The organism is Salegentibacter sp. BLCTC (assembly GCF_015143665.1).
Classification (GTDB): domain Bacteria; phylum Bacteroidota; class Bacteroidia; order Flavobacteriales; family Flavobacteriaceae; genus Salegentibacter; species Salegentibacter maritimus.
In genome coordinates this window covers 346185-368884 of record NZ_WYEW01000001.1, presented here as the reverse complement: position 1 = coordinate 368884, position 22700 = coordinate 346185, and the positions used below count along the sequence as shown (strand labels likewise).

Annotated in this window: 21 protein-coding genes; 11 read left to right on the top strand and 10 right to left on the bottom strand. The window is 35.5% G+C overall.

Features of this window, described 5'->3' with window-relative positions; genetic code table 11:
• Positions 1-67: 67 nt before the first annotated feature.
• Entirely contained in the window at positions 68-1042 is a 975-nt protein-coding gene (locus tag GUB10_RS01690) for a transporter (RefSeq protein WP_193709707.1), read from the bottom strand.
• Positions 1043-1148: 106 nt separating this feature from the next.
• Here GUB10_RS01690 and GUB10_RS01685 point away from each other — a divergent pair, with 106 nt between their 5' ends.
• The 4 genes from GUB10_RS01685 (at position 1149) to GUB10_RS01670 (ending at position 6783) form a co-directional block, all read left to right on the top strand.
• Positions 1149-1424, top strand: coding sequence for a DUF4834 domain-containing protein (locus tag GUB10_RS01685; RefSeq protein WP_193709706.1), 276 nt, complete (start codon positions 1149-1151; stop codon positions 1422-1424).
• A gap of 78 nt (positions 1425-1502) precedes the next feature.
• Positions 1503-3917 carry a YfhO family protein gene (locus tag GUB10_RS01680; protein WP_193709705.1) on the top strand — a complete coding sequence of 805 codons (2415 nt, stop codon included), beginning with the start codon at positions 1503-1505 and terminating at the stop codon, positions 3915-3917.
• Between the two features lie 108 nt (positions 3918-4025).
• Positions 4026-5318 (top strand): glycosyltransferase family 4 protein, encoded by a 1293-nt coding sequence (locus tag GUB10_RS01675; RefSeq protein WP_193709704.1) that lies wholly within the window; start codon positions 4026-4028, stop codon positions 5316-5318.
• Position 5319: 1 nt separating this feature from the next.
• Positions 5320-6783, top strand: a complete 1464-nt coding sequence (locus GUB10_RS01670) for a polysaccharide biosynthesis C-terminal domain-containing protein (RefSeq protein WP_193709703.1) — start codon at positions 5320-5322, stop codon at positions 6781-6783.
• 80 nt (positions 6784-6863) lie between these two features.
• On the opposite strand, the gene GUB10_RS01665 is transcribed toward GUB10_RS01670, so the two are convergent.
• Both GUB10_RS01665 and uvrA read right to left on the bottom strand, forming a co-directional pair.
• Entirely contained in the window at positions 6864-8069 is a 1206-nt protein-coding gene (locus GUB10_RS01665; protein ID WP_193709702.1) for a hypothetical protein, read from the bottom strand.
• A gap of 194 nt (positions 8070-8263) precedes the next feature.
• Positions 8264-11050 carry an excinuclease ABC subunit UvrA gene (uvrA, locus tag GUB10_RS01660; RefSeq protein WP_193709791.1) on the bottom strand — a complete coding sequence of 929 codons (2787 nt, stop codon included), beginning with the start codon at positions 11048-11050 and terminating at the stop codon, positions 8264-8266.
• Between the two features lie 237 nt (positions 11051-11287).
• On the opposite strand from uvrA, the gene GUB10_RS01655 reads away from it, so the two are divergent.
• The gene (locus tag GUB10_RS01655; RefSeq protein ID WP_193709701.1) at positions 11288-11872 is read left to right on the top strand and encodes an RNA polymerase sigma factor; all 585 of its coding nucleotides are present in this window, start codon (positions 11288-11290) and stop codon (positions 11870-11872) included.
• Between the two features lie 58 nt (positions 11873-11930).
• Positions 11931-12083, top strand: a complete 153-nt coding sequence (locus GUB10_RS01650; protein ID WP_193709700.1) for a hypothetical protein — start codon at positions 11931-11933, stop codon at positions 12081-12083.
• Positions 12084-12124: 41 nt separating this feature from the next.
• Here the strand turns inward: GUB10_RS01650 and nth are convergent, their stop codons facing one another.
• Positions 12125-12781 carry an endonuclease III gene (gene nth / locus GUB10_RS01645; RefSeq protein ID WP_193709699.1) on the bottom strand — a complete coding sequence of 219 codons (657 nt, stop codon included), beginning with the start codon at positions 12779-12781 and terminating at the stop codon, positions 12125-12127.
• An 81-nt stretch (positions 12782-12862) separates the two neighbouring features.
• Between nth and bcp the strand changes: the two genes are divergently transcribed.
• The gene (gene bcp / locus GUB10_RS01640; protein WP_193709698.1) at positions 12863-13318 is read left to right on the top strand and encodes a thioredoxin-dependent thiol peroxidase; all 456 of its coding nucleotides are present in this window, start codon (positions 12863-12865) and stop codon (positions 13316-13318) included.
• Between the two features lie 55 nt (positions 13319-13373).
• Here bcp and GUB10_RS01635 read toward each other — a convergent pair whose 3' ends face one another.
• The 6 genes from GUB10_RS01635 to GUB10_RS01610 all read right to left on the bottom strand — a co-directional run bounded on the left by GUB10_RS01635 (position 13374) and on the right by GUB10_RS01610 (position 18051).
• On the bottom strand, positions 13374-13754 hold the full coding sequence (locus tag GUB10_RS01635) for a DUF4258 domain-containing protein (RefSeq protein ID WP_193709697.1): 381 nt from the start codon (positions 13752-13754) through the stop codon (positions 13374-13376).
• A gap of 37 nt (positions 13755-13791) precedes the next feature.
• Positions 13792-14991: an alanine dehydrogenase gene (locus GUB10_RS01630; protein WP_193709696.1), complete on the bottom strand. Its 1200-nt coding sequence runs from the start codon at positions 14989-14991 to the stop codon at positions 13792-13794.
• Between the two features lie 59 nt (positions 14992-15050).
• The gene (locus tag GUB10_RS01625; RefSeq protein WP_193709695.1) at positions 15051-15644 is read right to left on the bottom strand and encodes a hypothetical protein; all 594 of its coding nucleotides are present in this window, start codon (positions 15642-15644) and stop codon (positions 15051-15053) included.
• Entirely contained in the window at positions 15583-15729 is a 147-nt protein-coding gene (locus tag GUB10_RS01620) for a hypothetical protein (RefSeq protein WP_193709694.1), read from the bottom strand. The genes GUB10_RS01625 and GUB10_RS01620 overlap by 62 nt, the downstream gene beginning before the upstream one ends.
• 281 nt (positions 15730-16010) lie before the next feature.
• Complete coding sequence (gene tsaE / locus GUB10_RS01615) at positions 16011-16415, bottom strand: tRNA (adenosine(37)-N6)-threonylcarbamoyltransferase complex ATPase subunit type 1 TsaE (protein WP_193709693.1); 405 nt, start codon at positions 16413-16415, stop codon at positions 16011-16013.
• An 85-nt stretch (positions 16416-16500) separates the two neighbouring features.
• On the bottom strand, positions 16501-18051 hold the full coding sequence (locus tag GUB10_RS01610; protein WP_193709692.1) for a bifunctional response regulator/alkaline phosphatase family protein: 1551 nt from the start codon (positions 18049-18051) through the stop codon (positions 16501-16503).
• A 177-nt stretch (positions 18052-18228) separates the two neighbouring features.
• Between GUB10_RS01610 and GUB10_RS01605 the strand changes: the two genes are divergently transcribed.
• The 4 genes from GUB10_RS01605 to lpxA are packed head-to-tail and all read left to right on the top strand — an operon-like array spanning position 18229 to position 22692.
• Entirely contained in the window at positions 18229-19458 is a 1230-nt protein-coding gene (locus tag GUB10_RS01605; RefSeq protein WP_193709691.1) for an HD domain-containing protein, read from the top strand.
• Between the two features lie 24 nt (positions 19459-19482).
• The gene (lpxD, locus tag GUB10_RS01600) at positions 19483-20511 is read left to right on the top strand and encodes a UDP-3-O-(3-hydroxymyristoyl)glucosamine N-acyltransferase (protein ID WP_193709690.1); all 1029 of its coding nucleotides are present in this window, start codon (positions 19483-19485) and stop codon (positions 20509-20511) included.
• The gene (locus tag GUB10_RS01595; RefSeq protein ID WP_193709689.1) at positions 20501-21901 is read left to right on the top strand and encodes a bifunctional UDP-3-O-[3-hydroxymyristoyl] N-acetylglucosamine deacetylase/3-hydroxyacyl-ACP dehydratase; all 1401 of its coding nucleotides are present in this window, start codon (positions 20501-20503) and stop codon (positions 21899-21901) included. Before lpxD ends, GUB10_RS01595 begins: the two co-directional genes overlap by 11 nt.
• A gap of 5 nt (positions 21902-21906) precedes the next feature.
• Entirely contained in the window at positions 21907-22692 is a 786-nt protein-coding gene (gene lpxA, locus GUB10_RS01590; RefSeq protein ID WP_193709688.1) for an acyl-ACP--UDP-N-acetylglucosamine O-acyltransferase, read from the top strand.
• Positions 22693-22700: the final 8 nt, after the last annotated feature.

Here is a 22700-nt window from a genome sequence, read left to right as displayed (position 1 = left end):
ACGTCAATAAGATTATTCTTTAAACGGTTTTTCTGTTTCTTGTTTCCAAGAAAAATCAGGTTAAGATCTATTTACCTGAACCATTTTCTTCTTCCTTTTCTTTATAAAAACCGGTTTCTTCCAGTTCTTCCCCTCTTTGATTGCGTTTTCCTTCGTAAGTGTCTTCAATATATTCGTCATCTTCATGGAAATCGAATCTATAAGAAACTCCTGCAGCTACCTGCCATCTAGAGGGAGTGTCTTTAAAATTTACAAGTCCGGAGATATCAACCTGAAAATCTTTTCCAAATAAGTAAGCAGCCCCACCTCTTAATAACTCATCGGCATATAAATCGCTTATATAGGTTTGAAATTCCCCGAAAACGGCAAATCTGGGGGTAACCGCGTGGGTAAGGGTAAACACTCCTCCGTAAGAAGGATATTCTTCCGTAAACTTATCGGCTATAAAATTCATGACCAATACCCAACGTCCCCAGTTGTTTTGAGTAATAATGGCTGCTTTGGGACTAATCGAAGATTCTCCTTCAAACATATATGGGTTTTCCCACCAGCTAAAATTGGCACCACCATAAACCGAAACGGCAGGGATTAGACTGCGTAAATCCATACGTTGGTTAGCTTTCCAGCTATATAGATTTACTTCTCGTTTTTTAACACTTATATTGGGATCAAAAATTAAAAATTTACCACCTATAGTATTTGTCTTAAAGTTGGTTACTTTAAATTCATCTACACCATTTCCTGAAGGAATAGAAGTTACCTGGTCCTGAAAGGAACCAAATAAGTTAAGCTCCAGGATTTCGGTTAAAAACCCAAAACGAATACCGTAACTTGCTCCCAAAATATCTGTATCACTATTAAAAAGAGTGTGATTATCGTTTCCCAAATATCCACCTGCTTCCAATTGTAGTACATTTTTTCCTACGGCGTAGGCTCCCTGAGATTCCCCGGGTCTATTGGAGTTAATGGTTTCAGTGTATTGTGCGTTTGCAGTAAAAATTCCGAAGAAGATAAAAGCGATACCTACTTTTAAATAGTGCATATTAGATTGGTTTGTTACTTTCAAAGATAGCAGATTTATTATTTTTTTAGGAATAGAAAGCGACCATTCTCAAGGCTTATTTTTACTTTTGCAAAAAGACCTTAAAATGTTAGAAGCTTCTTTTTCCGATGTATTACAAACGATTCTAATTATTCTATTAGTATATTTTGCTTTTAAAATACTAATTAAATGGTTTGGACCACTTATACTTAAATATTTTCTAAGAAAAGTGGGAAAGCGTTTTGAACAACAATTTAGGCAGCAGCAAGACCCTAACTCTCAAAAAAAGGAGGGAAAAGTTAGTATTGATAAAGGCCCAAAAAGCGGTAGAAAATCTAATAAAAACGTTGGTGAATATATAGATTACGAGGAAATTGATTAATTTCGGGATCAATTTTTTATAATGAATAGGGAGGTAGCTCCCTCTCAGGTTTAATAAATGTGATCTAAAAAAAATCAGATGGCCAATCTTAAAAAGTTTCTGCCACATCTTCTTGTTTTGGTAGGCTTCGTAATAGTTTCTTTATTTTATTTTAGTCCTGTTCTTGAAGGGAAAAAAATCTTTCAAAGCGATATTGTTCAGTATATCGGGATGGCCAAAGAGCAGAATGATTTTCGGGACCAAACCGGGGAAGAACCTTACTGGACCGATGCGGCTTTTGGAGGAATGCCCACTTTTCAGTTAGGAGCGTATTATCCGCATAACTATGTGAAAAAACTAGATAATGTTTTACGGTTTTTACCACGACCGGCCGACTATCTTTTCCTTTATTTTTTAGGCTTTTATATTCTCTTACTCTGTTTAAAACTAGATTTTAGATTGGCACTTTTAGGTGCACTTGCTTTCGGGTTTTCTACCTATCTAATTATTATTCTTGGTGTTGGGCATAATGCCAAAGCCCACGCAATTGCCTATATGCCTATGGTTTTAGGCGGTATTATTCTCACTTTTAGGCAAAAATATTTATGGGGTTTCTTGTTGCTATCGTTAGCAATGGCCTTGCAAGTTGGGGCCAATCACTTTCAAATGACTTATTACTTGCTCCTCTTGGTTATTGTGCTGGGAATAGCATATTTAATTGATGCCTACCAAAAAAATATACTTCCTAAATTCTTTAAGGCTTTAGGAGTAATGGTAGTGGCTGTTATATTGGCCATAGGAGCAAATGCAACTAATTTACTGGCCACCCAGGAATATACGGCTTACAGTACCCGGGGAGATACCGGTTTAACAATTTCACCAGATGGATCTGATAAGCCTGCGGCTGGTTTAAGCTTTAATTATATTACTGAATATAGTTATGGAATAATGGAGTCTTTAAATCTTTTTAGCCCCCGATTTATGGGTGGCTCTAATGCTGAAGATATTGGTAAAGACACCGAAATTTATGATGCCTTGCTAAAATTAGGAGCTTCCCCGGTTCAGGCGGGCGATTTTGCTGAAAACGCACCTACCTATTGGGGAGACCAACCTTATGTGGGTGCTCCTGCTTATATTGGCGCCACAGTATTATTCCTATTTATTTTTGCCCTATATCTGGTGAAAGGCCGTTTAAAATGGTGGATTGTTGGCGGAAGTGTTTTGGCACTTGTTCTCTCCTGGGGTAAGAATTTCAGGTTTTTCACCGAATTTTTTATAGACTATGTGCCCTTGTACAATAAATTTAGAGCGGTTTCATCTATACAGGTAATTATAGAACTATGTGTGCCCATACTGGCCGTTTACGGACTTTATAAATTATTTGACCCAAAGCTTCAAAAAGAAGCCAAGGTGCACGCATTAAAATGGTCAGGTATTATTGTTGGAGGAGTGGGTCTTGCTTTATTGCTTTTCCGATCTGTGCTCTTTGATTTTAGCGGAGCAGGAGATTCAACTTTAATTCAACAATTGGGTGCCGATTTTGTAAGAGCGCTTAAAGAAGATAGAAAAGCTATTTATACCGAAGACCTTATTAGGTCGCTTATTTTTTCAGCCTTAACAGCAGCCGTAATTTGGCTATATATTGAGAAGAAGATCACACAGAATTGGTTGGTCCCGGCTTTGGGACTCTTAATTCTTATAGATTTGATTCCTGTGGATAAGCGCTATGTAAATAAGGACGATTTTGTAAATGCAAGTCGAATGGATAGGCCATTTCAACCAAATGAAGCCGACCAGCAAATTTTACAGGATGAAGGGCATTACCGTGTATTTGATGTTTCCGGTAGCCCTTTTAATACAGGGCGTACTTCTTACTTTCATAATGCCATAGGTGGTTATCACGCTGCCAAACCCGGAAGGATACAGGACTTATATGATTTCTATATTTCGAAGAATAATATGGCAGTGCTAAATATGCTAAATGCAAAGTACTTTATTGTTCCTTCTGAAAGTGGCCAGCCACAGGCGCAGCAAAATCCGAATGCTTTTGGCAATGCATGGTTTGTAAATAATATTAAGTGGGTTGAATCTGCTAATGAAGAAATATTAAGTTTAAAAGAGGTTGATCTTCAAAAGACTGCAATTATAAATTCAAAATTTAAGGAGGAAGTTTCTAAAAATTTTAAGGCTGCTGAAAAAGCTGAAATTGAATTAACCAGCTATCAGCCTAACGAATTGGTATACAAAACCAACACATCAGAAGCTCAATTTGCAGTTTTTTCCGAGATGTATTATCAGCCGGGTTGGCAGGCGTATCTCGATGGAGAAGAAGTGGAGCATGTGCGTGTAAATTACGTGTTGCGTGCTATGAATATTCCGGCCGGGGAGCATACCCTAACTTTTAGGTTTGAGCCCGAAGTAGTAAATACCGGTAGTAGCATTGCCCTTGCCAGTTCTATTCTTTTGGTTTTAATTATTTTAGTAGGATTATATTGGCATCGCCAAAGGCTGTAAAAACCTGAGGTTTGCCTGGAAATTAAAAATTTGTTTCAAACAAATGCTGCGTGGGCTTGCCCCGAGGTAGTTTAGTATAAATCCCGAAAAAGGGAATAAGCTCTTTTCATGGAAAAAGTACTCATTATAACTTACTATTGGCCACCGGCCGGAGGTCCCGGTGTGCAACGCTGGCTAAAGTTTGTAAAGTACTTACGGGATTTTGGCGTTGAGCCTGTGGTGTTTATTCCCGAGAATCCTAATTATCCTATGTTGGATGCCTCTTTTGAGGCCGAAATTCCGGAAGGAATCACAATCCTGAAAAAACCTATTTTTGAGCCTTATCAATTAGCCGGAATATTTGCCAAAAATCAAACAGAAACTATAAGTAAGGGAATTATTGCTGCAGAAGAAAATCAATCTTTGCTACAAAAGTCGTTACTTTTTATTCGCGGTAACCTATTTATTCCCGATGCTCGAAAATTTTGGGTAAAACCTTCGGTAAAATTTCTGAAAACTTATTTAAAAGAGCAGAAGATTAAAAAAATAATTACAACCGGCCCGCCACATAGCTTACATCTTACTGGATTAGAACTTAAGAAAGCACTGAAATTACAATGGATAGCCGATTTTAGGGATCCATGGACGCAAATTGGCTATCATAAAAAGTTGAGACTTACCAAAAAAAGTGCGCAAAAGCATATTGAGCTGGAGCAGGAGGTACTAAATACAGCCAACCATATTATTACTACCAGTTTTACCACAAAAGCCGAATTTGCAGAAAAAACCCCGAAACCAATTAGTGTAATCACCAATGGGTTTGATGCAACCGAAAAGGATCTAAAAAATACCGGTAAATTAGATGAAAAGTTCAGTATTTCCCATATTGGCTCTTTACTTTCCGAAAGAAACCCGCTAAACCTATGGCAGGCCATAGCCGAGCTTTGTAAAGAAAATTCTAGGTTTGCTGAAGACCTTGAGCTAAAATTAGCAGGTACATTAAGCGAAGAGGTGATCGCTTCAATTAAATCTGAAGGTTTAGGTGAGAAACTTAAAGTATTAGGTTATGTAGATCATTCACAGGCTATTAATCTTCAACAAGAAAGCCGGTTATTGCTATTAATTGAGATTAACAGCAAAGAAACCAGGGGGATTATTCCGGGTAAATTATTTGAGTATTTAATGGCACAAAGGCCAATTTTAGCTATTGGCCCCAAAGAATGGGATGTTGAACGAATTTTAAATGCGACCGATTCAGGAGCATATTTTCAGTATTCAGAAAAAGAAAAACTTAAAAGCATAATTTTAGCTCATTATAGCAAATATAAAAACGGAGACACTAATTTTGTTTCTGGTAATATTCAGCAATATCAAAGAAAGCATTTAACTCAGCAACTGGCTAATTTGATAAAGAGCGTATAAGATGGGGGTAATTATAAAGCAATCGTTTAAGAACCTAATTACTACCTATTTTGGTTTTGCAATTGGGGCGGTAAACACCCTGTTTTTATTCACTTATTTTTTAGAACAGGAATATTACGGCCTGGTCACTTTTTTACTTTCGGCGGCTAGTTTATTATGGCCGTTTATGGCTTTTGGCGTACATAGCACGCTTATAAAATTCTTTAGTTTTTACAAAACAAGACAAGAAAAAGACCGACTCTTAAATTTAGTCTTGTTTTTGCCCTTGTTGGTTGCTAGTGTTTTAGGCCTAATTGGCTTTATAAATTATTCTTTTTTAATTGATTATTTTACAGAAGGCAATGGACTTGTAAGGCCTTATATATGGTTGATTTTTCTAATTGCCCTGGCCACTTCTTATTTTGAAATTTTCTTTGCATGGTCTAAGCTTTATTACAAAAGTGTTTTCGGGAATTTTATGAAAGAAGTATTTCATAGGTTCTGTATTAGTTTGTTACTGTTGGCGGTTTATTTTAAGTGGATTACAGTGCATCAATTTATCTATTGCATTGCCGGGGTTTTTGTATTGCGACTCATTGCTATGAAAATCTATGCGTTCTCGCTTCATTTTCCGAAACTTGATTTTAAATTTCCTAAGCAATTGTCTCCGGTTTTAAAGTATACATCTCTAATCCTTATCGCCGCATCTGTTGCCACGGCCTTACTAGATCTGGATAAAGTAATGATAGAATATTTTATGCCTATTGAAAATGTAGCTATTTATGGAATTGCCATTTATATTGCAACGGTTATTTCGGTGCCGCAAAAGGCAATGCACCAAATTACAAACCCCATGACGGCTGAATTTCTTAATACAAAAAATACTAATGGCCTTAAGGATTTGTATAAAAGGAGCTCTTTAAACTTATTGATTGTAAGTTTATTAATTTTTATTCTGATAATTACCAATGTAAACCAACTCTATGAGCTAATTCCAGATGAGTATCAATTAAGTATTCTGGTGGTTTTGTTGATCTCTTTGGTGAAACTTTACGACAATCTCCTGGGGAACAATAACAGCATTCTTTTTAATTCAGATTATTACAGAATAGTACTTTTTATTGGTGTTCTTCTGGTACTACTGGCTTTTATATTAAATCTGGTTTTTATTCCTGCTCTTGGAATAGAAGGAGCCGCTATAGCCAGTTTTATAGCTTTTTTTATTTATAATTCAATTAAAATATGGCTGGTACATAAAAAATTTAATTTCCTTCCTTTTACTTCTAAAACCTGGCTTATCCTACTAATTGGAGTTTTATTATCCCTTGGTTTTTATTTCTGGGACTTTAATTTTCATCCCTTATTAAATATTATTCTTAAATCTATTTTAATAGGAGTTACTTATATAGTTTTAGCCTATTTTCTGAATTTTTCTTCGGAGGTAAATAGTATAATTAATAAGGTTTTAAAAATTAAGACCTCTTAAAAACGGGAAACCCCCGAAACTTATGAAGCTTCAAGGGGTTTCCAACTAACCAACCAAAAAATTAAATTATGAATTCTTTATTATCTCCTATCCACATTCCGTGCCGAACTTCTTCCCCGTGAAGAAGAATTTGATGTTCTAGCAGAAGATCTTTTATTATTACTGCTTTTTACCGCTCTTGTATTACTATTTCTATTACCGGCTCTTCTGGTAGTAGTTCTTGATTCTCTTGCAGAAGAAGCTTTAGTGGCGCTACTGGAGCGTCTTGTAGGGGTACTTTTTACAGTTCTGCTATTTCTACCGGAAGCATTCACTTTTCTGGAATTAGACCTCCTGTTTATTGCAGTATTCCTTGACTCCCTACCTACTTTTCTTGCTTCAGCTTTAGAACGTGTTCTGTTGTTTTTCACAGCAGTTCTATTGGCTGTACCTCTATAAGATCTTACATTGTTTTCGCGTGCCCTAATACTTGTATTTCGTTTAGATCTCGTAATGTTTTCTCTGGACTTAGCAACATTAGATCTTTGAGCTTTTATATTACTTCTCCGGCTATTTCCCCTGGAAGCAAATTCAGCTTCTTTATTCCTAATCTTTCTTAAATCACGTTTACCAGAAGTTCTTCTTCCTTTATTATAGGAGACCCTCTTTTGATTTGGCCTGTAAAAGTTTTGATGCACGTTTTTAGTATAATAGTTATTGTAATAATTTACATGCTGCACATAGGTAACGCGGTTTGGTTGATAATAAGCCCGGTAAGGTTTACCAAAAACAATACTTACACTGCTTCTTGGCCTGGAATAATACCTATGCCAGGGTCTGTAAACATACCTGCTATTATAGTGGTTTATAAAACCGGTATAATTGGTGATTCGGTTAAAACGGTTGTAATGAATATATAAACCTCCAACTCTTGCAATATGGCCGCGACGGTTATAATCTATAAAAACATTACCTGCTCTTATTATTCTTCCGTAATAATCATAATAAATAGGAACATTTTCAATTTGAATTACAGCACCATAATCGTCATATTGAACGTAAGCATCATAGTTATAACCTGAATTATAACTAATATTCATATTTGGCGTAGAAATATTTATAACGCTTGAGCTTCTGAAATCGGGGTTGTAATAAAAATCAAATTCCCCGTTAGGATAAACGGCAAACTCAACACCATTCTCAATAAAAATAAAAGCATCATTATAAGCTCTATGAATTATAGACTCAGAAGCTTTAGCCGAAAGGCCAATAAATAAAAAGCTGATTAAAAAGGTGATATTTTTCATAGTTTGCGTTTTTAAGTGATCTAAAGAAAACTCTCGGTGAGAATTACTTCATAAAATACAAACCACGTGCCAAAAAAGGGAAACCTCTAAAAAAAGCTTATTTTAGAGGTTTTTTTATTGTAAATCAATTATTTAGATGTCGAATATTTAATAAAACTGCAATTAAGAAATAAATTTTTCTGAAACAATAATCTTTATAATTTCTCTTTTAGATATTTTGCTGTAACCGAATTTTTAGATTTGATTAATTCTTCCGGGGTTCCGGTAGCAACAATATTTCCGCCGTTAACTCCACCGCCCGGGCCAATATCAATTATATAATCGGCACATTTTACCAAATCCATATTATGTTCTATTACTACCAGGCTGTGTCCTTTTTTAATAAGGGCATTAAAGGATTTTAGTAACTTTTTAATATCATGAAAATGAAGTCCTGTAGTTGGTTCATCAAAAATAAACAGGGCTTTTTCTTTGGTTGCCCCTTTTACTAAAAATGAAGCTAGTTTTATTCGCTGTGCTTCCCCACCGGAAAGGGTAGAAGAGCTTTGGCCTAATTGAACATAACCCAACCCCACATCCTGTAAAGGTTTTAATTTTCTAACGATCTTATCCAGCTTGTGTTCGGCAAAAAAATGAGTAGCATCGTCAATGGTCATATTCAACACATCGTCTATATTTTTTCCTTCAAACTGAACTTCCAGCACATCTTTTTGAAAGCGTTTTCCGTTACAGGCCTCGCATTCTAAATGAACATCGGCCATAAACTGCATCTCTATGGTTACTTCACCTTCACCTTTACAAACTTCACAGCGGCCGCCTTCAACATTAAATGAGAAATGTTTAGGCTTAAAACCTCTAATATTCGATAATTTTTGATCGGCAAAAAGATTTCTAATATCGTCGTAGGCCTTAATATAAGTTACCGGATTGGAGCGCGAAGATCTACCAATAGGATTTTGGTCTATATATTCTACGCTTCCAAGGTTTTTAAAATCTCCTTCAATATCGGTGTATTGCCCGGCTTTTTCTCCATAACCCCCAATTTTCTTTTGTACTGCAGGATATAATATTTTTTTAACCAGGGTGCTTTTCCCGCTACCGGAAACACCTGTGATTGCCGTAAATGTTTGAAGCGGAAAAGTTACATCTATATTTTGAAGGTTATTCTCTCTAGCTCCCAAAAGCCTAATTTCACCGGAAGCTTCTCTACGGCTTTCGGGCACCGAAATTTCCTCTTTTCCATTAAGATATTGTGCGGTGAGCGATTTAGATTTTAGAATTTGTTTTAATGTTCCCGTAGCCACAACTTCACCACCGTGGGTTCCTGCTTCGGGGCCTATATCAATAATTTCATCGGCAGCGCTCATAATATCTTCATCGTGCTCAACCACAATTACAGTATTGCCAAGATCTCTCAAGTTTTGTAGCACTCCAATTAAACGTTCTGTATCGCGAGGGTGCAAACCAATAGAAGGTTCATCTAAAATATACATAGATCCTACTAAGCTACTCCCTAAAGAAGTTGCCAGGTTAATTCGTTGCGATTCCCCACCAGAAAGGCTATTGGATTTCCTATTTAAAGTAAGGTAATCTAAACCAACTTCTGATAGGAATTTAAGCCTGTTCCTAATTTCAGTTAATAGCCTTTTAGCTATTTGTTGATCGTATTCATTTAATGTAAGCTTATCGAAAAACTCCCTAACCTTATCTAAAGGTTTTTCTACAAGGTCGGTGATGCTATGCTTATCTATCTTTACATAATCTGCCTCGGGTCTTAAGCGTTTTCCTTTACAGGTTGCGCAACGTGTTTTTCCGCGGTAGCGGGAAAGCATTACCCTATTTTGAATTTTATAAGCCTTACTTTCTAAAAATTGAAAGAAATCGTTTAAACCTTCAAAATGTTTATTTCCATTCCAAACTAAATCTTTTTGTTCTTGCGTAAGCTGAAACCATGGCTTATGAATTGGAAAATCGAATTTATGCGAATTATTAACCAATTGATCCCGGTACCAACTCATACTGTCACCGCGCCAGGGAAAAATCGCATTTTCGTAAATTGAAAGTCCGGTATTAGGAATTACCAGGGCTTCATCAATACCTATAACATCCCCATAGCCCTCGCAGGTAGGGCAGGCACCATAAGGGTTGTTGAAACTGAATAAATGAACATTGGGCTCTAGAAAACTCATCCCATCCAGTTCAAATTTATTGCTAAAATGTCTCTTTTCTCCCGATTTTAAGCTTTCAATATAAAGTTCGCCCTTGCCCTCAAAGAAGGCAGCATCGGTAGCATCGGCCAGCCTGTTGTAAAAATCTTCTTCATCTTTTGTGATAATTCGGTCTACCACTAATAAAGTATCTTCGGGCTTAGCCTTTTCAAGATTAGCTTCATCTATCCTTAGCACCTTATCTTTAAGCTTGATACGGCTATAACCCTGCTGGGCTAAAACTTTTATTTTTTCTGAAAGTGTACGGCCTTCTTCAATATTAATGGGTGCCAAAAGCAATAACTTTTCACGTTCATCGAAAGTTTTAACATGGTCTATAACATCGGCAACCCTGTCTCTTTTTACCTGGTTACCGGAGATGGGAGAGTAGGTTTTTCCAATTCTGGCAAAAAGCAGTTTAAGGTAATCGTAAATTTCGGTGGAAGTTCCTACGGTAGAACGGGGATTTGTAGAGTTTACCTTTTGTTCTATGGCAATAGCGGGAGCAATTCCTTTTATGTAATCTACTTTGGGTTTGTTTAACCTGCCTAAAAACTGGCGGGCGTAGGAAGATAGACTTTCAACATATCTACGTTGGCCTTCTGCATATAAAGTATCAAAAGCTAAGCTGGATTTCCCAGAACCGGAAAGTCCAGTAATGACCACCAATTTATTTCTGGGAATTACTACATTTATATTTTTAAGATTGTGCAGTTTTGCACCTTTTATAATAATATTCTCCTTAGGATTTACCTTGGCAACGTCAATATTCATGCTCATTTTTCTAGTTCAGGGATGCAAAGATACTTAATAAGCAGCAGGCTTTAAAGCCCTGAAAATCTTATTGTATTGTTAAAATTTTAAACTTTTGTTTGCTTTTGTAGCAGATATCTTACTATATTTGGCCATTGATTTTTAATAAAAAACACTCGCCTATCGCATAAAGTTACTTTTAGAAACTAAATAACCTAACCTCGGGAGCCCCTACCATCCTGAACAAAAGTAACTAATATGAATAACGTTGAAATTACTGACGCTGTTCTTGTACGCAACTACATGAATGGAAACGAAGCCGCACTAAGTACCCTTATTAACAGACACCAACACCGAATTTACAGTTTTATTTTTTCTAAAGTTTTTGATCGCGATGTTGCTGAAGATATTTTTCAGGATACATTTATAAAGGTCATTAAAACCTTAAAAAAAGGAAAATACAATGAAGAGGGTAAATTTTTACCCTGGGTAATGCGTATAGCACATAATTTGGTAATAGATCATTTTAGAAAAAATAAGCGAATGCCTAAATTTGATAATAGCGGCGACTTTAATATTTTTTCGGTTTTAAGTGACTCAGATTTAAATGCTGAAACACAAATTATTAAAGATCAGATAGAAAACGATGTAAAGGAGCTTATAAAAGAGCTACCCGAAGATCAATTGGAAGTTCTTACCATGAGGATATATAAAGACATGAGTTTTAAAGAAATCTCTGAACGAACCGGAGTAAGCATAAACACTGCTTTGGGAAGAATGCGTTACGCTTTAATTAATCTTCGAAAAATAATTGAGAAACATAATCTTGTTTTAACAAACTAATTTATAATATTCCTCAAAAGATTGCGTTAAAATAAGAAACCAACGCAACAAATATCTCATGAGGAAACTTTACACTAAAAAACAATCTAAAAAGGATGAGTTGAAGAATTTAGAACCTTCAAAAGAAACCATACAGTTTCTTTTGAGCTATTCAAAAAATTTAAGAATTGTAGATTTTCAGGGAATTAAATTTGAAAGCATCCTCAATTAGAAATTAAAAAAAGACCTGTTTGCACACAGGTCTTTTTTTGATTATTTTTTCTTTTTATAATAATCATTAATTACGGTTTTTCTACCTATTTTTTGGGTTATAATATCTTTTTCCAAGTCCCAGCCCCTTGCCGGTGAGTATTGCCGGCCATACCAAATAATTTGCAAGTGGAGTTTGTTCCAAAGGTCTTTTGGAAATAAACGTTTAGCATCCTTTTCTGTTTGAGCTACATTTTTGCCGTTGCTTAAATTCCAACGATACATTAACCTGTGAATATGCGTGTCTACCGGAAAGGCAGGAACATTAAATGCCTGCGCCATTACTACACTAGCCGTTTTATGGCCCACCGCCGGTAAAGCCTCAAGTGCTTCGAAACTAACGGGAACCTGACCGTTATGTTCTTCTAAAAGAATTTTAGATAATCCACGAATTCCTTTAGACTTCATAGGGGAGAGGCCAACCGGCTTAATTATGTCCCTAATTTCTTCTACCGAAAGTTTTACCATAGCCTTTGGATTGTCGGCTATTTCAAAAAGTTTGGGAGTGATTTGGTTAACTTTTACATCGGTACTTTGGGCTGATAACAAAACCGCAATTAATAAGGTGTAAGGGTCTTTGTGATCTAACGGAATAGGTATTTCGGGATAAATATCATTTAAGGTATTAATTACAAATTCTACCTTTTCTTGTTTGGTCATATTGTTTAAATTTACTCAATCACTGAAATTAGTATATCGCTGGAAAATATCCGCGATTTAATAGATACAAAAATAGAAATTATGACAACATTAGAAGCCGGGGATAAGGCCCCAGATTTTTCAGTAGCAGATCAGGATGGAAATACTATTAAATTATCAGATTTTAAAGGGAAAAAACTGGTTTTGTTTTTTTACCCGAAGGCAAGTACACCGGGCTGTACTGCCGAAGCCTGTAATCTTAGAGATAATTGGGAGCGTTTTCAGGAAAAAGGCTATGCTATCCTGGGAGTTAGTGCCGATACTCAAAAAAGACAATCTAACTTTAAAACTAAATATGAGTTTCCTTTTCCACTTTTGGCCGATGAAGATAAGGAAGTAATACAGGCTTACGGGGTGTGGGGACCTAAAAAGTTTATGGGAAAGGAATATGAAGGGATACACCGCACCACTTTTATAATAGATGAAGACGGGAAAATTGATGAAGTGATTAAAAAAGTAAAAACCAAAGCACATACAGATCAAATTCTCTCTGAGTAGTATGGCCTTTAAAAAAAGAGTTTGTCAATCTTTTATAGCTTTTGACAAACTTTTTTTACTTCTGTTCTTTTAAAACTGCACGCCGAATAGTTGCCGTACTATCGCAATTTTCTACTTGAAGCTCAAGAACTGCTTCTTCAACTTTATTAGTAATTAGGTAAACATTACAGGGGTTACCCTCTGTATTGCTTCGGCTAAAATCTACATCTCCATTTTTTAAACTTTCAGAAACCAAGGCGGTATCTAATTTATTTTCTTCGAAATAATTAAAAGCTTCCTGGGAAAATTTACGTTCTTTTATCTTTATATTTTTTAATACCCGGTCATTTGGTGAATAGTCACAAGAGGTTTTTTTACCACCCAAAAAAAAGAGTAAAAGCATTATCCCAAAGAATAATCCAACAGAGAAATAGCCAATTCTATGAATTAATTTCATTTAAAATAGTTTGAAGAGGCCCTGGTTATAAATTATTCTAAAAAATAAGGAGATTAATATCTCTGTAAGAAAGATCAAACCAGTCGGCTATAGATTTATTTGTTAAAATTCCGTGGTAAAAATACAAACCATTTCGTAAACCTTTATCAAAACGTAAGGTGTTTTCTATACCACCTTCCTCGGCAATATGCAGTAGATAGGGCGTGAAAATGTTACTTATTGAGAGCGAGGATGTTCTGGCATATCTAGAAGGAATATTTGGAACGCAGTAATGCAGTACATTATGTTTGGTGAAAATAGGCTTATCGTGAGTGGTAATTTCACTGGTTTCTATGCAGCCCCCCATATCTATACTTACATCTATAATTACAGCCCCACGTTTCATAGTACTAACCATATCATCTGTTATAAGAACCGGAGAACGATTCTTGCCTCGAACTGCACCAATAAGAACATCACAACGTTTTATTGCTTTTGTTAGATTTTTGGGTTGAATAGTTGATGTATAAAAAGTTTGATTAAGGTTAGCCTGAATATTTCGTAGTCGGGTAAGAGAGCTATCAAAAACTTTTACACTTGCTCCCAACCCCAAAGCCGATCTGGCTGCAAACTCACCAACAGTGCCAGCTCCTAGAATAACTACTTCTACAGGGGGAACACCGCTAATGTTGCCAAACATTAAACCGTTTCCGTTAACATTATTGCTCATAATTTCAGAAGCAATTAAAACAGAAGCAGTACCTGCAATTTCACTTAAAGCTCTAACAATAGGATAACTGCCGTCCTCGTCCCTTATAAATTCAAACCCAAGGGCCGTTATTCTTTTTGAAGCTAATTTTTGGAAATACTCTTTGCACTGGGTCTTAAGTTGAAGTGCGGAAATTAAAATTGTTTGCGGATTTATTAAATCAAGTTCTTTAATGGAAGGAGGTTCAATCTTTAATATAGTAGGGCAGGAAAATACCTTTTTAGTGTTTGTGGTAATCTCTGCACCGGCATTTGCATAATCCTTATCACTAAAGCGTGCCCATTTCCCGGCCCCAGATTCTATCATAACCCGGTGTCCGTGGGCTGTTATTGCTGCGACTGCGTCGGGACTTAAGCAAATTCGTTTTTCCTGGTAAGAAGTTTCTTTGGGAATCCCAATAAACAATTTGCCTTTATTTTTATAAATCTCCAGGGTTTCCTCCTGCGGAATTAATTGTTCTTTAGTAAAAGGCGAGACTTGTTTGCCCATATTTAGGTGCTAAAACTTTATAATAGGAAAATTACAACTATTTTTAAAAATAGCCCTGATTAAAGTCGGCTATAATAATCTTCTTCGGTGGGCTCCCAATATTCTTTTTCATTTTGGAAGGATTTTAATTGACGCCTATCGGTTTCGGAAACAGAAGAAAATACAGAAACATCGGTTTCATCAATCTCGCTAAGATCGATGCCGTAGACACGATCAAAAATCTTTATTCGAATTAGATAAACAATAGAAAGGATAAGTATAAAAAATGGGGCCAAATAAATTAGTTGATTGGTATCCAACGGGTCTACTCTTAAATAGACATCTTGATAAATACTTATAACTAATTGATAGGAATACATTGCAATGGGAATTAAAATAGCATGATACCACCAATGTTTACAAGTAAAAAACCATATAAAAAGAAGAAAAAGTGGAACAATTTTACCAAGATAGGTCCATGCTGCGGTCATCACATTTTCATAATAAAGGCTTTCGTAGGTAAAAAAAGAATTTTCCCAAACTTTACCGTTTGGGAAAATCTCATATAAATAAAATATGTAAGGTGAAGATGCTATAGTAAGCGCTATAATACTACCCAGCAGCAGGAATTTTGATTGTTGATCTGTCGACAGCTTGTTCTTTGAGTTGGTCATTATTAGTATCGTTATCAGAAGTTGAAGTTACAAAAAAACTTGCTCCAAAAATTGCTGCTGTAAAAAGTAATGCTTTAAGTTTCATAATATAGGGATTTAAATTGTTGTTTCGTTTTGTTTACTGAAGCAAACCTATAGAAATATAAAACACTAAAAATTAATACATTAATCGTACTTTTGCGGCTTTTTTTAAGCAAAAAAATGAATATATTTTAATAAAATATATTTTATACTAATAAAAAATAAATAGCTATATTTTAAAATTATTTTGTTTTTTTGCTGTTTTTAATTTTGAACTATAACAAAATTATCTATTGCAGCTAACACAGGCCTTTTTTGTCAATTTAAGAAAATATTTGGTTTTTATTAACATAAATTTAACAATCTTATTTTTTCATCTATAACTGAAATTTCCACTTTTTGAAATTCATTTTCTAAAAAGCTACTAATATTTTGTGGCCATTCAATAAAAATCCAATTATTGGAGCTCAAATACTCTTCAATACCTATATCTAAAGCTTCATTTTCATCTTTTATTCTATAAAAGTCGAAATGATAAATATTTTCCTGGGGGGTGTGATATTCGTTGACTAACGAAAACGTGGGGCTAGATACCTTATCTATACTTTTTAAGGCTGCAGTTAAAGATTTTATAAGAGTGGTTTTACCTGCACCCATCTCACCATAAAAAAGTAAGACCTTACTTTTTGTGTGATTTAATATAAATTGAACAGCCTCGTCAATTTGGGCTAAATTGTAGGTTATAGACATTTTCAAAAAAAGATTTTTGGCATAACAAAGATAGGGAATAATTTTATACTCCCTATACCTTGCTGTAAATCAGTGTTTAATGTGTTTATTTTGGGCTTAATACTACAAAAGGAATGACCATTTCCTCTAAGGATACACCGCCGTGTTGGTAGGTGTTTCGGTAATAACTTACATAATGATTATAATTATTGGGATAAGCAAAAAAGAGGTCTCCTTTAGCAAAAATAAAGGAGCTACTCATATTTATACTGGGTAAATGAATACTTTTAGGGTTTGAAATAGCCAAAACATCTTTTTCTTCATAAGTGAGGCTTTTACCCGTTTTATATCTTAAATTTAAACTGGTATTTTTATCACCTATAACTTTTGATGGATTTTTTGCGTTTATCGTACCATGGTCTGTGGTAAGAATTAATTTAAATCCTAATTGTTTTGCCTGTAGAATAATATCTAGTAGAGGCGAATTTTTAAACCAACTATGAGTTAAAGATCTATAAGACTTATCGTTGGAAGCCAATTCCTTAATTACTTCCATTTCTGTTTTAGAATGTGATAGCATATCTACAAAGTTGTAAACCACAACTGTAAGATCGTTATCCTTTTGGGTTTTAAAGTTTTCAGCAAGTTTTTTTCCACCTTTTAAACTTGTAATTTTATGATATTCATGTTTAAAGGTTTTTCCTAACCTTTTCAATTGCTCTTCTAGAAACTCGGCTTCATGGTTGTTTTTTCCGCCTTCCTCTGTATCGTTTTTCCAATATTGCGGAAACCTTTTTTCCATATCGGCTGGCATTAAACCAGAGAACATAGCGTTACGGGCGTACTGTGTTGCGGTAGGTAAAATACTAAAGTAAGGCTCTTCTTTTTCTTTTTTGTAGTAATTAGCTACTACCGGCTCTAATGCTTTCCATTGGTCGTATCTTAAATTATCTACAACAACAAGTAATGTAGGTTGATCTTTGGAAATTTCAGGGATAATCTTCTCTTTAAAAATGGTGTGCGACATTATAGGTGCCTCAGCGCTATTTTCGAACCAGTCTGTATAATTTTTGTCTATAAATTTACAAAATTGGGTATTTGCTTCATTTTTTTGTGATTCTAAAATTTCGAACATACCACTGTCTTCCAGGTCTTCAAGCTGTAGCTCCCAATAGATTAATTTTTGATAAAGTTCGCCCCATTCTTCAAACGTATTTACCTGGCTTAGGTCCATGGCAATCTTTCTAAACTCCTGTTGGTAATTTGATGTTGTTTTTTCAGAAATAAGTCGGGAATGGTCTAAATTCTTTTTTATACTAAGTAGAATTTGATTGGGATTTACCGGCTTTATAAGGTAATCGGCTATTTTAGAGCCAATAGCTTCTTCCATAATATATTCTTCTTCACTTTTTGTAATCATTACAATAGGAAGATTTTCCCTTTTTTCTTTTATTTCAGCAAGTGTTTCAAGACCGGTAAGTCCCGGCATATTCTCATCGAGAAAAACGATATCAAAGCTCTCTTCTTCTATTTGCTCTAAAGCTTCAGTCCCACTTTGGCTGGTGGTTACTTCATAATCTTTAGATTCAAGAAATAGAATATGTGGTTTTAGTAGATCTATTTCATCATCTACCCAAAGTATTTTTATTTTATTCATTCTTTATATTTTTATGCGTGAACTGAGTTTTGATCTCTTTTTTAAATTTGCGACTTTAATACTCGTGAATTCCTATAAATTGTTATAGAGTTGCAGTTTTTTACAACTTATGTAGTGCTTTTTATACTCCCCAACTCTATATATGTATATTTGTTTTGAATTAACACGATAAAAAGTTTGACTGCTACTAATAAACTTAAAATATTAAACGATCCAATTTACGGATTTATTACCATCCCCAGTGAGCGAATCTTTAGTATAATTGAACATCCCTATTTTCAGCGTTTACGCAGAATTTCTCAAATGGGAATGTCTTACCTCGTCTACCCCGGTGCCCATCATACCCGGTTTCATCATGCTCTAGGTTGTGTGCATTTAATGCAAAAAGCAGTTCAAGTGCTTCGCTACAAAGGGGTTGTGATTTCTGAAGACGAAGAAGAGGCCCTGCAAATTGCTATTTTACTTCACGATATAGGTCACGGTCCATTTTCACACGCCATGGAACATAGTATTGTGGAAGGGGTAGACCACGAAAATATTTCTTTGCTTTTTATGGAAGAAATGAATCGTGACTTTAACCAAAGTTTAACGTTGGCTTTGCAGATTTTTCGCGGTACCTACAGCCGCAGATTTTTAAATCAATTAATCTCCAGTCAATTGGATATGGATCGTTTAGACTATTTGAGACGAGATAGTTTTTATACCGGTGCTGCTGAAGGAAATATTAACAGTGAGCGACTTATTGCAATGCTAAATGTGGTTAATGATGATTTGGTGATTGAAGAAAAGGGGATTTATTCGGTAGAAAAATTTTTAGTGGCCAGAAGATTAATGTATTGGCAGGTATATTTGCATAAAACCAGTTTGGTGGCAGAGCAACTTTTAATTAGAATGTTAAAACGGGCGAAGGAATTGGTTGAAAAAGGGGAAGACTTAAACGCAAGTAAATCTCTTTCCTATTTTCTGCATAACAGAATTGGGCCACAAGACTTCACTTCTCAAACTTTATCGGTTTTTGCGCGTTTAGACGATTATGATATTGTCTCTGCAATGAAAGAATGGCAAGATCACGACGACTTTGTATTGTCTAATTTATGTAAAATGATCATTAACCGGGACTTGTTGAAGGTGAAGATTAAAAAGAAGAAACCATCTGTTGAAAAGTTAGAAAAACGCCGGCAAGCTTTTCAGGAAAAAGCAAATGTATCGGCCGAAGAAGCAGCATATTTTGTTTTTAGTGGGGAGGTTACCAATACCGCTTATAAAAGCGAAAATAACAATATTAACATTTTACATAAGAATGGGAAGATTAGCGATGTAGCTAAAGCATCGGATCAATTGAACCTAAAAGCGCTTTCAAAAACCGTGATTAAGTATTATATGTGTTATCCGAAGGCCAAACATTAACACTTTTTTTTTATTTTTGCCAGAATGAAATTTACAGCAGCACAAATAGCAGAGATACTTGAGGGAGAAATTGAGGGTAACCCCGATGTAGAAGTATCAGAATTAGCTAAAATTGAAGAAGGAGGCGAAGGTTCCCTAACCTTTTTAAGCAATCCTAAATATACTTCATATATATATTCTACACAGGCTTCTATCGCAATAGTTAATAGTGATTTTGTAGCCGAAGAACCTATAAACACTACGTTAATTAAGGTGAAAGATGCTTATAAAGCATTTTCTACCTTGCTGGAATATTACAATCAAATTAAACTGAACAAAAAGGGAATTGAACAACCGAGTTTCCTGTCTGATTCGGCGAAATTTGGAGAAAATATTTATATAGGTGCTTTTGCCTATATTGGTGAAAACGTAAAAATTGGGGACAATGTAAAGCTTTATCCCAACGTTTATATTGGGGACAATGTGGAAATAGGGGATAATGTAATTGTTTTCCCGGGGGTGAAAATTTATTCTGAAACCATTGTGGGTAATAATTGCGTTATTCATAGCGGAGTTATTGTTGGAGCCGATGGATTTGGTTTTAGTCCGGGAGAAGATGGGAAGTATACAAAAGTACCCCAAATTGGAAACGTGATAATTGAAGATCATGTAGATATTGGTGCCGGGACCACTATAGACCGTGCAACCTTAGGATCTACAATTATAAGAGAAGGGGTGAAATTAGATAACCAAATTCAAATTGCCCATAATGTAGAAATTGGTTCTCATACGGCTATAGCGGCACAAACAGGCATAGCCGGTTCTACTAAAATTGGTAAAAATTGCTTAATTGGAGGGCAGGTTGGTATTGTTGGTCACCTTCAAATAGGAGATAGAGTGAAAATACAGGCTCAGGCTGGTATTGGCCGAAATGTGAAAGATGATGAAATGTTGCAAGGCTCTCCAGCCTTTGGTTACGGAGATTTTAATAAATCTTACGTGCATTTTAAAAACTTACCTAAAACTATAGATACACTTAACCAATTAGAAAAAAAGATTAAAAATGGCATATAAACAGGCGAAACAACATACTATAGATAGGGAGGTTTCCCTTGAAGGGGTTGGGCTGCATACCGGTCAGAAAGTAAAAATGACCTTTAAACCTGGTCCGGAAAATACCGGTTATGTTTTTAAAAGAATGGATCTGGAGGGAGAACCTCAGATAGAAGCAGATGTAAGCTATGTAGTGAATACAAGAAGAGGGACAAACCTTGAGAAAAATGGGGTGAAAATTCAAACCTCAGAGCATGTGCTTGCAGCTTGTGTAGGGCTTGATATAGATAATATTTTAATTGAGTTAGATGCTTCAGAGCCACCAATTATGGATGGCTCTTCAAAGTTTTTTGTAGAAGCTTTAGAGAAAGCAGGAATAGTTAGCCAGGAAGCAGAAAGGGAAGAGTATATAGTAGATCAGGTGATTTCTTATCATGATGAGGAAAGCGGAAGCGAAATTATCGTGATGCCATCAGAAGAGTACCAGGTCACTGCTATGGTAGACTTTGGCACAGAAGTACTGGGCACTCAAAACGCTTCGATTAACCATCTTTCAGAATTTAAAGATGAAATTGCGAATGCAAGAACGTTTAGCTTTTTACACGAACTTGAAGCACTTTTAGACCACGGATTAATTAAAGGAGGTGATTTAAACAATGCTATTGTTTATGTAGATAAGGAGATAAACGAAGATACCTTAAAGAAACTAAGAAAAGCTTTTGAAAAAGATGATATTTCCGTTAAACCCAATGGAATTCTTGATAATTTAACGCTGCATTATCCTAATGAGGCAGCACGACATAAGCTTTTAGATGTTTTGGGAGATTTGGCACTTATAGGTACACGTATTCGTGGAAAAGTAATTGCCAATAAGCCGGGACATTATGTAAATACCGAGTTTGCTAAAAAACTATCTAAAATAATTAAAACTGAAAAAAGGAATAATGTTCCAAAAATAGATTTGGATCAAAAGCCTTTAATGGATGTGAATGCCATTATGGATATTTTGCCGCATCGCTCACCATTCCTTTTAGTTGATAAAATTTATAGCTGTACCGATAGTTGCGTGATTGGTTTAAAGAACGTAACCATGAATGAGCCTTTCTTTGTAGGGCATTTCCCCGGAAAACCTGTAATGCCGGGTGTACTTCAGGTAGAAGCAATGGCTCAAACTGGTGGTATTTTAGCATTGAAATCTGTTCCAGACCCAGAAAATTACCTTACTTATTTTATGAAAATAGATAATGTAAGATTTAAACAACAGGTAGTACCTGGAGATACTTTAATATTTAAATTAGAATTACTTGCGCCTATTCGCCGGGGAATTTGCCAAATGCAAGGCTCTGCTTATGTAAACGGAAAATTAGCCACCGAGGCCGTATTAATGGCGCAAATTGTAAAATCAAAATAAATTATATGAACCAGCCTTTAGCTTACGTACATCCCGGAGCCAAAATTGCTAAGAACGTAGTAATAGAACCTTTTACCACTATTCATAATAATGTAGTGATAGGCGAGGGATCCTGGATAGGGTCTAACGTAACTATAATGGAAGGTGCCCGAATAGGAAAGAATTGTAGTATTTTTCCGGGAGCCGTTATTTCTGCCATTCCGCAGGATAAAAAATTTGATGATGAAGATACTATTACGGTTATTGGTGATAATACTACTATTCGAGAATGTGTAACCATTAATAGGGGGACTACAGACAGAATGAAAACCGTAATAGGGAAAAACTGTTGGATAATGGCTTATTGCCATATTGCGCACGATTGTATTGTGGGCGATAATTGTATCTTTTCTAATAACAGTACGCTCGCCGGCCATATAAATGTGGGAGACCACGTAGTATTGGCAGGTATGGCGGCAATTCAGCAATTTTGCAGTATTGGAAGACACGCCTTTGTAACAGGAGGCTCTTTGGTTAGAAAAGATGTTCCTCCGTTTGTTAAAGCGGGAAGGGAGCCTTTATCTTATGTTGGGATCAATTCTATAGGTTTGCGTAGAAGAGGGTTTACTACCGAAAAAATTAGGGAAATTCAGGATATTTTTAGAATTCTCTATCAAAGAAACTATAATAATACACAAGCTGTAGCTATTATTGAAGCCGAAATGCAAGCAACGGCAGAAAGAGACGAAATTTTAGAATTCATTAAAAACTCACAACGAGGTATCATGAAAGGATACTTTAGTTCAAATTAAAATAAATT

Coding starts and splice junctions, on each gene's coding strand:
- uvrA (WP_193709791.1), bottom strand. CDS start 11,050: ATGAATATTGACGTTGCCAAGGTAAATCCTAAGGAGAATATTATTATA.
- GUB10_RS01635 (WP_193709697.1), bottom strand. CDS start 13,754: ATGAAATTAATTCATAGAATTGGCTATTTCTCTGTTGGATTATTCTTT.
- GUB10_RS01680 (WP_193709705.1), top strand. CDS start 1,503: ATGGCCAATCTTAAAAAGTTTCTGCCACATCTTCTTGTTTTGGTAGGC.
- GUB10_RS01625 (WP_193709695.1), bottom strand. CDS start 15,644: ATGACCAACTCAAAGAACAAGCTGTCGACAGATCAACAATCAAAATTC.
- lpxD (WP_193709690.1), top strand. CDS start 19,483: ATGAAATTTACAGCAGCACAAATAGCAGAGATACTTGAGGGAGAAATT.
- bcp (WP_193709698.1), top strand. CDS start 12,863: ATGACAACATTAGAAGCCGGGGATAAGGCCCCAGATTTTTCAGTAGCA.
- GUB10_RS01650 (WP_193709700.1), top strand. CDS start 11,931: ATGAGGAAACTTTACACTAAAAAACAATCTAAAAAGGATGAGTTGAAG.
- tsaE (WP_193709693.1), bottom strand. CDS start 16,415: ATGTCTATAACCTACAATTTAGCCCAAATTGACGAGGCTGTTCAATTT.
- GUB10_RS01690 (WP_193709707.1), bottom strand. CDS start 1,042: ATGCACTATTTAAAAGTAGGTATCGCTTTTATCTTCTTCGGAATTTTT.
- GUB10_RS01630 (WP_193709696.1), bottom strand. CDS start 14,991: ATGGGCAAACAAGTCTCGCCTTTTACTAAAGAACAATTAATTCCGCAG.
- GUB10_RS01685 (WP_193709706.1), top strand. CDS start 1,149: ATGTTAGAAGCTTCTTTTTCCGATGTATTACAAACGATTCTAATTATT.
- GUB10_RS01595 (WP_193709689.1), top strand. CDS start 20,501: ATGGCATATAAACAGGCGAAACAACATACTATAGATAGGGAGGTTTCC.
- GUB10_RS01670 (WP_193709703.1), top strand. CDS start 5,320: ATGGGGGTAATTATAAAGCAATCGTTTAAGAACCTAATTACTACCTAT.
- lpxA (WP_193709688.1), top strand. CDS start 21,907: ATGAACCAGCCTTTAGCTTACGTACATCCCGGAGCCAAAATTGCTAAG.
- GUB10_RS01665 (WP_193709702.1), bottom strand. CDS start 8,069: ATGAAAAATATCACCTTTTTAATCAGCTTTTTATTTATTGGCCTTTCG.
- GUB10_RS01610 (WP_193709692.1), bottom strand. CDS start 18,051: ATGAATAAAATAAAAATACTTTGGGTAGATGATGAAATAGATCTACTA.
- GUB10_RS01620 (WP_193709694.1), bottom strand. CDS start 15,729: ATGAAACTTAAAGCATTACTTTTTACAGCAGCAATTTTTGGAGCAAGT.
- GUB10_RS01655 (WP_193709701.1), top strand. CDS start 11,288: ATGAATAACGTTGAAATTACTGACGCTGTTCTTGTACGCAACTACATG.
- nth (WP_193709699.1), bottom strand. CDS start 12,781: ATGACCAAACAAGAAAAGGTAGAATTTGTAATTAATACCTTAAATGAT.
- GUB10_RS01675 (WP_193709704.1), top strand. CDS start 4,026: ATGGAAAAAGTACTCATTATAACTTACTATTGGCCACCGGCCGGAGGT.